The sequence below is a fragment of the Phormidesmis sp. 146-20 genome (assembly GCF_052939475.1).
On sequence record NZ_JBJPHT010000096.1, the window covers coordinates 1 to 7,911 of the forward strand.

Annotated in this window: 12 protein-coding genes; 2 read left to right on the top strand and 10 right to left on the bottom strand. The window is 45.8% G+C overall.

Annotation, left to right across the window (positions count from 1 at the left end; genetic code table 11):
* From ACKFKH_RS33015 to ACKFKH_RS33060, 10 genes are all read right to left on the bottom strand, one after another.
* Positions 1-435 (bottom strand): protein kinase domain-containing protein (locus tag ACKFKH_RS33015; RefSeq protein ID WP_446862635.1); only part of this gene is annotated, 435 nt, incomplete at its 3' end.
* Positions 436-512: 77 nt separating this feature from the next.
* Positions 513-1,232 (bottom strand): MarR family transcriptional regulator, encoded by a 720-nt coding sequence (locus tag ACKFKH_RS33020; protein ID WP_446862636.1) that lies wholly within the window; start codon positions 1,230-1,232, stop codon positions 513-515.
* A complete protein-coding gene (nrtS, locus tag ACKFKH_RS33025) occupies positions 1,183-1,431 on the bottom strand; it encodes a nitrate/nitrite transporter NrtS (RefSeq protein WP_446862637.1) in 249 nt (82 codons plus the stop codon). Before nrtS ends, ACKFKH_RS33020 begins: the two co-directional genes overlap by 50 nt.
* A gap of 87 nt (positions 1,432-1,518) precedes the next feature.
* The gene (locus ACKFKH_RS33030; RefSeq protein ID WP_446862638.1) at positions 1,519-2,154 is read right to left on the bottom strand and encodes a hypothetical protein; all 636 of its coding nucleotides are present in this window, start codon (positions 2,152-2,154) and stop codon (positions 1,519-1,521) included.
* The gene (locus ACKFKH_RS33035; protein WP_446862639.1) at positions 2,151-2,393 is read right to left on the bottom strand and encodes a hypothetical protein; all 243 of its coding nucleotides are present in this window, start codon (positions 2,391-2,393) and stop codon (positions 2,151-2,153) included. The genes ACKFKH_RS33030 and ACKFKH_RS33035 overlap by 4 nt, the downstream gene beginning before the upstream one ends.
* 23 nt (positions 2,394-2,416) lie before the next feature.
* Positions 2,417-2,662 carry a hexameric tyrosine-coordinated heme protein gene (locus ACKFKH_RS33040; RefSeq protein WP_446862640.1) on the bottom strand — a complete coding sequence of 82 codons (246 nt, stop codon included), beginning with the start codon at positions 2,660-2,662 and terminating at the stop codon, positions 2,417-2,419.
* A 73-nt stretch (positions 2,663-2,735) separates the two neighbouring features.
* A complete protein-coding gene (locus ACKFKH_RS33045) occupies positions 2,736-3,173 on the bottom strand; it encodes a globin family protein (RefSeq protein WP_446862641.1) in 438 nt (145 codons plus the stop codon).
* A gap of 13 nt (positions 3,174-3,186) precedes the next feature.
* Complete coding sequence (locus tag ACKFKH_RS33050; protein WP_446862642.1) at positions 3,187-3,975, bottom strand: hypothetical protein; 789 nt, start codon at positions 3,973-3,975, stop codon at positions 3,187-3,189.
* Positions 3,976-4,322: 347 nt separating this feature from the next.
* Entirely contained in the window at positions 4,323-4,904 is a 582-nt protein-coding gene (locus ACKFKH_RS33055) for a protoglobin domain-containing protein (RefSeq protein ID WP_446862643.1), read from the bottom strand.
* A 566-nt stretch (positions 4,905-5,470) separates the two neighbouring features.
* Positions 5,471-6,202, bottom strand: a complete 732-nt coding sequence (locus tag ACKFKH_RS33060; RefSeq protein ID WP_446862644.1) for an MOSC domain-containing protein — start codon at positions 6,200-6,202, stop codon at positions 5,471-5,473.
* A gap of 258 nt (positions 6,203-6,460) precedes the next feature.
* Between ACKFKH_RS33060 and ACKFKH_RS33065 the strand changes: the two genes are divergently transcribed.
* Both ACKFKH_RS33065 and ACKFKH_RS33070 read left to right on the top strand, forming a co-directional pair.
* Positions 6,461-7,105, top strand: coding sequence for a helix-turn-helix domain-containing protein (locus ACKFKH_RS33065; protein ID WP_446862645.1), 645 nt, complete (start codon positions 6,461-6,463; stop codon positions 7,103-7,105).
* A 56-nt stretch (positions 7,106-7,161) separates the two neighbouring features.
* Positions 7,162-7,818, top strand: a complete 657-nt coding sequence (locus tag ACKFKH_RS33070; RefSeq protein ID WP_446862646.1) for a type 1 glutamine amidotransferase — start codon at positions 7,162-7,164, stop codon at positions 7,816-7,818.
* The last annotated feature ends 93 nt before the right edge of the window (positions 7,819-7,911 follow it).

Below are 7,911 nucleotides of genomic sequence, written 5' to 3' on the forward strand. Positions count from 1 at the left end.
GCCAGTCTGCGGATTAAAGACAATGTTGCCAGGATTGATGTCCTTATGAATGACGCGAGCCGCATGGAGTTTGCTGAGTGTGTCGGTGAGAGCGATCGCGACATCCAAAAAAATCGACAAAGGCATCGGGCAGAAGTCTGATTGCTGCCGCATCCAATATTCCAAAGATTCTCCACCAAAGTCTTCCAGGAGAATCACCAGGGTACGCTGATGGTCATGCTGGCTGTACGCCTTGATCACGCCTTCGATGTCAAGGGAGCGAGTTATTTCATATTCCTGCCGATAGCGCGTTAATTCCTGAGCAGAGGGATAATCTTGCTTCAGAACTTTGGCAACAATCGCACAAGTATCTTGCTCTCTAATCCCTCGATATACTAGAGAAGCCGGACTCTCATAGATTTTGCTGTGAATGGCGACTCCAGGCAGGGTAATCATTCAACTCTCTCCCGATGAAGCGTTGCGAGCCGTCTCCCAAAGTATATCGCTTGCCAAACTTCAGAAACAGCCTTCATCTACTTTGAAAGATAAAGGTTCCAATTTTGTTGAGCGATTTCAGGATCGGCGGCAACTTGTTCGGCGCAGTTGAGACGAAGATGACGATCGCCAAACGGGGCATTTACTAGCGAACAATGATGAGGACGATCTGACCCTGGATACTGATTAGGCTGAAAGAATTGACAGGTTACACACATTCTTGCCACCGAAATCTGTCCCTGTTGTTGAAGCTTGCGAATCATTTTGATCAATCCCCGCAGAAAGATGACTTGTTCCTCCTCGGATAGCTCATCCACGGTGTTGAGCAGAAAGTCAGACCAGGACGCTGTTTGTGTTGCTATCTGCTGTCCTTGAGCGGTTAACGTGAGGGCGATCGCTCGTTTATCTTGAGGCGATCGCGTTTTTTGCACTAACCCTTTCTCGACTAGCGACGTAACCGCATCACTGGCAGTAGCAGCCGTGACTGCAAGATGTTTTGCCACCTCTGACAACCGCATTCCAGCGTTGCCTTTGTCAATCAGAAGTGCCAGGATTTGCCCTTGAGTCGGTGTTAAACCTTGTTGTCCAGCATCCTGCCAGGACTGACTTTTCAGCGCCAACCCAATCTTCTCTAGCCCAATCAAGATGTGTTGTTCGATCGCGCTTGAGGCATCGAAGGGATTTTCGCTGACAACAACATTCGGGTTTTCAGCGGGAAGGGCTAATTCTGTGTCGCGATCGCGTTGAGTGCTGTCCATGAATACTGACCGTATAAGGCACTAAGTAAGTGATTAGCCCCATCAACCAGCGTTCACAGGTCATTTCCTCGCGTAACACAGCACTGCCATGATTCATCGCAAAGAGTAACGATCCGACAACGAGAGCCACTTTTAAGGCAGTGGGTCGCAGGGCTGAATCAGTCCAGACAGTGTACCAAAACTTCAGCGTTTTCAGCATGGCATCCTCTAAGCGGACGAAAAAGCGGATCTTTAAGCGCGATCTCGCCAGTGGCAGCACAGGTAACAAGGTGTTGCACACAAAACATTACTTGCCTAGTTTCTGGGTCACTCCTTTAACGATGTGAAGGTGTTTTTCGATGCGCTCAATCACTGCTGTTTCAAGCATGTGTCCAAACCATCCATCTAACAATTGCAGGTTTTGGTCAACCAGAAGAAAGGTTGGTGTCCCTGGTAAATGATTCAGCGTAAAGGTTGCTGATGTTTGGGTGTGTCGCTGCAAATAAGTGTTCACCTTCTGACGCAGTGCTGCTTGCTCTGATGTGGGCAGGCGGTCAAAATCAGGGATTGCTTCAGTCGAAATCTCAATGTTTTCAGATGTTACGAGTGCTGCACCTGTAGTAAATTGATCGACTGCAACGGGAAAGTCGATCGTTTGAGAGTAAAACTCTCCTAATGCTTGCCGAGTTGCTCCAACCAGTTTCATTTCCGTCAGAAGCAATTCTGTATTGGCAGCAGTGTTGTACTGAAAATCTTCAAAAGCCGTTGAGAGTCCCAAGATATTCAAACCCAAGCGACGATACTTCCAATACAACTTGTTGACGAGGGGAAAACCGTAGATGAAACAACCAGGACAGTTGACTTGAAATACAAACAAAAGATTTAGCGCTTGGAGATCAAATGAGCCTTGTAGAACACGATCGATCTTGAGTTGAATTTTCATGATGCTAATCGAGTAGGGTTGCCATTGACAGAAATCAAGCGATCGAGCCGAATCTCAGTTCCGTTTTTGAGTTTCAAAAAATCGGCATGGTTCGCAGCATACACATCCACAATCTGATCCTGAACTTCAACGACTTCTCCAGTTACCGTGCGGTAGGAGATCTGACAAGTTTGCCGCAGCGTTGCCAAGGCTTCTAGCTGATCGTGAAACCCACAGTCCACCAAATAATAGTCATCCATTGTCCACCTCCTTCCAGTAGTTGTTAGCAGCAGCGGTGCCTTTGGCTCACGCTTCGCGTGTTCGTGGCAAACTCAGTAGCAACCGTTTGTCCTATGGCAATCAACATCATGGCATCGCTACCATAGACCTCTCGTAGCTGTTTGCGCTTCTCTTCATCGGGTTGAGTCAGCTTGATAATCAGTCGCGCCATTGTCACGGCTAACTGCCGTCCTTCGTCAGGTGTTTTGGTGATCAACGAGTTGTTAGGAATCAGTGCAATCGTATCCATTGTTTGTTCTCCTGCTAGTTGTAAGAACGATCAAAGGCAGTAAATTTAGTAGACAGCCAAGTTTACTACCCTGCTATTTCACGATCGGCATCAGAGGTTCTGGTGAGTAGTCTGTACCTTCCAGCATTAATTGCGCCACAACTTCATACGCCTCTGTCCACGCTTGTTGCACGTCAGGAGTCCAGGCTGTGCCCAGACTTACCTCAAAAGCTTTAAGCAAGCTACTGCCCACCATTAGATAGTGTTGTGGCAATACACCGTACCAAGCGTGTCGAGTGCCCAAGCCTCTCAATGTATCGCTTAAGACATCTGGCTTACCCAGGTTATTGACGGTAAAGACGAGAGATTGAAACAGTTGTTTGCGCTGCTTTTCCATATTGGTGTTGGCAAACAAAGGCTGAACTTCTGGATAGTCTGTAAACAGCACTGTGTAGAACTGTTTAGTCACTTCTGAACTGTTCACTTTAATCTGAGCAAAGCTGCTCTCTAGCAATTCAACATTGAGAGCCATTTAATGTTCTCCGTTACTGAGGTTGCACACTATAGGGAAGACTTAAATTCCCGGAACTAACGCTGTACGCTTGATAGACCCCAACCATAGGGAGGTTTTTGTTTGTGGCATTCACCTGCATATAAGCAACAACGCCATCAAACTTGAATTTTGTTTTAGATTGAATGCGTTGAGCCGGAACCAAAACACTGAGCTTGTTACCTTTTAGCAAAACAGGGAAACCAGGAGAATCAAAATACATTGGCATACCGGGATTGGTCGGTGGAAGCACAACAGTTTTGTCGGTTTTGTCGAACTGTTTGACCGATAAGTTACCGGGAACGCGATCGTCCTTGACCAGTACGACCCAATGACTATGAAAAATGATGCCATCATCAGCATAGTTCGAGTTGTTGTTCTCATCCCACAGGGGCGTATCATCGAAGTCTGGATGAGACGTGACTGCTAGTGCCAAAATCCCTTCGACCTTCCCAAATCCAGCATCTTCGGGTTTTAGAGTCGTTGGAAAGACGTAGCCTAGCACAGGTGCACCATCAAGGCTACCCTTGGGTTGGGGCAATGTTTTGCCAGCCGTTCCTTCCACAGTTTGCTCAAAAACAAGCAAATCTGCGTCTTTGAGATAGCGAACGCTGGTGCCTGAAATCTCTAGATCCGGTGATTTTGGAGTTGGCACAACTTGAGTAGTCGTTGGTGATGTCACGGATTGAGTCGCAGGACGGGCATCTGCTTTAAGACTGGAATAGAGCATTGTCAACGCAAGGCTTAAACCAATACCGAGCAAAGCAATGAGAAAACGTTTCATCACAACCTCCTGTTGTATGAACGAAGAGCTAAGGCGAATAAAAGTAGTTAAATGCTATGCGTGCATACCGTCAATGCGCTACGGCGGCGATGCCTTTGCGTAGTGTAGAGAAGCATCAATTCCGGCGGAATACAGTTGATTCACTATCAGCAGTAATTAACCTCAGAAACAAAAGTGAGGTGTTTTTGCGAAAGCATCGTTGATGGTGAACTGTTTATCGAAAGTAGGCGTGATGCCAAGACCAACAAAGCTGTAAGAAAAACAATCCCATCGCCAGCACGACAACACTAAATACTGACAGTGAGAAAACTAGAAAAACATTAACAAATTCCATGAGTCCCTCCAGATTAGAAATAGGCATCTTTAGCATAGGGAACACACCAAAGCGTCACCTGTAGCGTGATGGATTTGAACCAGGCTTGATACATCTTTTCAACGTCTTCCGCGCTGTGTCCCTTGTTTGACAGAAATGGCTTGATGGTGGCTGCGATCGGGTAGATAAAGGCAATCAAGTACCGCATCCCAATATGAGGAGCGGCTTCAACGTGATCGGTCTGGTTTTTCTTAGCGTAAGTGTGGCGCAGACCGATTTCCTGCTGATAGTTCAGCCAATCCTGATCATAAGGTCGATTACAGGTGTCTAGAATCCATTGAGCGAAGCGTTTGCGAACAGCACTCAAGTAGTCAGAGTTTGGTTGTCCTGCATTGCTGAAGTAATAAACTAGATGAGAGTTAGCAGCAACAAAGCCGTACCAAACATCGAGTACCGCCGCAATTTGGTCTTCCAACACGTCTCCTGCCATCCGTAAATATCTTTCATCTTCGTCTGTAAACAAAACGGTCTGTTTGAGCAGTTCCAAATCGTTGAGTGTCAACGGTGAATGAGCGGTTTGTTCAGTTCCAAAGGTATAACCTGCGATCGCGTTCATTGATCAATCTCCTTGTCATGAGTGAGTCGTGAATATGTTTGACAGAATGCTTTAAGAGTTGGCTGATCAAGGCATCAATAGAAAAGAGCCATGTTTGCATTTACTTAGGACTCCTAAATAATTGCATTTCCATCAGCAGTCTGTCAAGGAAGTTGTGTGAGGATCTTTGCCGAGATGCTTATCCCTCTTTTATCTAAAGACAAAAGCTAAAAGCCTTGCTATTGTTGCATTCTGCTCTTTTGTTACTAGAAAGTACAAAGAGCGATCGCACTTTCGCCCAGTGCTACTATTGAAAAGCAACAAGAGGTTGCAATCACTAGCACTGTAATTGCAACAGCTAAATATCATCAGCCTAGAAAGTAAAAGAGAAGCCCATAACCCATTGAAGCTAAATTGAGGCTGATTAACTACCTCTAACTTCATCTACTTGAAGTGTATAAAGTTTGAATGCTTGATGTCTTTCAGATTCTTATGAAGTTACGAACTTGCTTCGATGTCATTTCTGGGAATTGCTTAAACTGTTGCCTTAAATGACTTCGACTGAGCGGCACGAATTAGCGTTGTTGCTAGTTCTCACCCCAGAGTCGAGAGGCGGAATCAGGATTGACATTTTTAGCGGCACGATTTAGCAAAGTGCGTTGCCAATTCGGTGCTAACAAGGGACAATCTGCCAGTTCAGCCGCTGCTTCTCGATTGTTCAAATCATGGTGCATAATTTGGTTTGCCCGTGCGATCGTCCACTGTGGAAAAGGGCGATTACCCCTTCGGGAAACTGCGTAGCAACCGCGCAATATAAGTTCCATTCCTGCCTCAACCGCGCCTTCTTTCAGTACACGGAAATACCAACCGGTCTGTCCAGTGGATTGAACTTGTAATGCTAGATCCCAGATTCGCCAGCGACGCGACAATTTCCAGTACGGCTGACGAGGTTGGGATATCTGAACCTGAGCTTCACCAATGTCATAGATATCTCCAATACACACCGATGCTTCAGTTTGATCGGTAACGGTAAAATTCTCCCCAAAATCTCCGTAAGAGAGATTAGGCAAATTCAACCGTGCTTGCCAGGAGGGATAGTGTTCAGCCGCATATACCAGCACTGCTTTTTCAACACCGCCATGATGTTTGAGATCGGCTTGACCATCTCCAGCTAAGTTGGTGCTGCCAAGCCAGATCCTCCCTTGAACTGGTTCTTTGAAGAATCCAGTAGACCAGGGGCGATCCATTGGATTGGGTGCATTTGCAACACCAAGCAATTTGGGCAGTCCAACCTGAATCGAAAGGATTTGGGCAACCATTTAGCCCTCCATGTTAGTATCTAATTGATTAGGACTCCTAAATAGTAAAAGAAAACTTGCCTGTATGTCAAGTTATTTTCCTGATTAAAGCTAATCTTCAGCTTTGAGTTTCAGTTAACGAGAATGATTGAAGTGAGATAATCTCTATAATTACTTGGTTCTGGAGAATAGCCAATAATTGCTGTAGTACCTCCCCAAAAAATGCTATCTTGTCTGTCAGGCAATATAATGAAAGTAAGTCGCTTGATATGCAAACTTATGGACAGTTCGATCGACACCCTGCTCAAGTCTGAATTAACCAAACTAGGACAACAGTTACGTGCTTTAAGAACTGAACGAGGTTGGACTTTAAACGAACTGAGCGAACAAGCAGATGTGTCTGAGGCATACTTGTCGCGCTTAGAATGTAGCGAACGACAGCCCTCACTGGCAGTTCTGTTTAACTTGGCACGAGTCTATGGTGTTTCACTGCCCGACCTATTTGGCTCGACTTTAGAAAACTCAAAGCCAGCAATTCCAGAACAAAAAGCTTCTGCGGGCGTTGTCATTCGTGCAGGCGATCGTCTACTTCAAGAAGGCAATGGGCTGCGCTACACTTCCCTCGCTGGCGGGAACCATCTCGCTGATTTGCATCCACTTCGAGTGATCGTACCTGTCGATCGACCCGCAGAACATCATTATCAGCATAGCGGTGAGGAATGGCTCTATGTTCTCTCCGGTCAGTTAGTTCTGACGCTAGTAGACGAGCAGTTTTTACTCAATCCGGGTGACGCAGCTCATTTTGATGCGTTTCTCCCACACGATATCTCGGCAACCGGAGAGCAAGACGCTGAGATTCTTCTAGTTGCCTGTACGCCCACACGTTCTTTATTGAAAAGTTACCTCTCCGAGAAACAACCATGAGAATTCACTATCTACAGCACGTTCCCTTTGAAAGATTGGGCAGCATTTCGACTTGGATGACTAATCAAAACTATTCGGTATCCTCTACCAGACTTTATGCCGACGATCCCTTACCGACTGTGAATGATTTTGATTGGTTGATCATCCTCGGCGGATCGATGAATATCTATGAGGAGGATCAGTACCCCTGGCTAATCGCAGAAAAACAGTTGATTAAGCAGGCGATCGAGAAAGACAAAATAGTGCTTGGTATTTGTCTAGGAGCACAACTAATCGCGGATGCTCTGGGTTCAAGCGTGTATTTGGGAGAACACAAAGAAATTGGATGGTTTCCAATCAAAACAACAGAAGCCGTTCAGCAATCCAAAGCTCTTGAATTCTTACCTTCTGAATTGACTGTTTTTCATTGGCATGGGGATACATTTGAGTTGCCAGAGAAAGCCATTCGTCTCGCCTACAGTGAGAGTTGTGCGAATCAAGCATTCCTTTACGGCGACAAGGTGCTTGGCTTGCAATTTCACTTGGAAGTTGAGCCGCAAGGTATACGGCAACTGATTGAGAATAGTGCATCAGAATTAGTTGCAGGAAAGTATGTCCAGAATTCCGAGGAGATGCTTTCCGCAGATAGGAATTTTGCAACAATCAATGCGGTCATGTACCACTTCCTTGAAATGCTCTCATGCCACGATCGCAAAGCTGTTCAGAGTCGTTAGAGCGCATTTCTAAATTAATGATTAAGCTTGCTCCTTGCAATAGACCTTTCCGAGAATTTACAAGCGAGACTGCTGCTGGGTTTGAGGTCATTC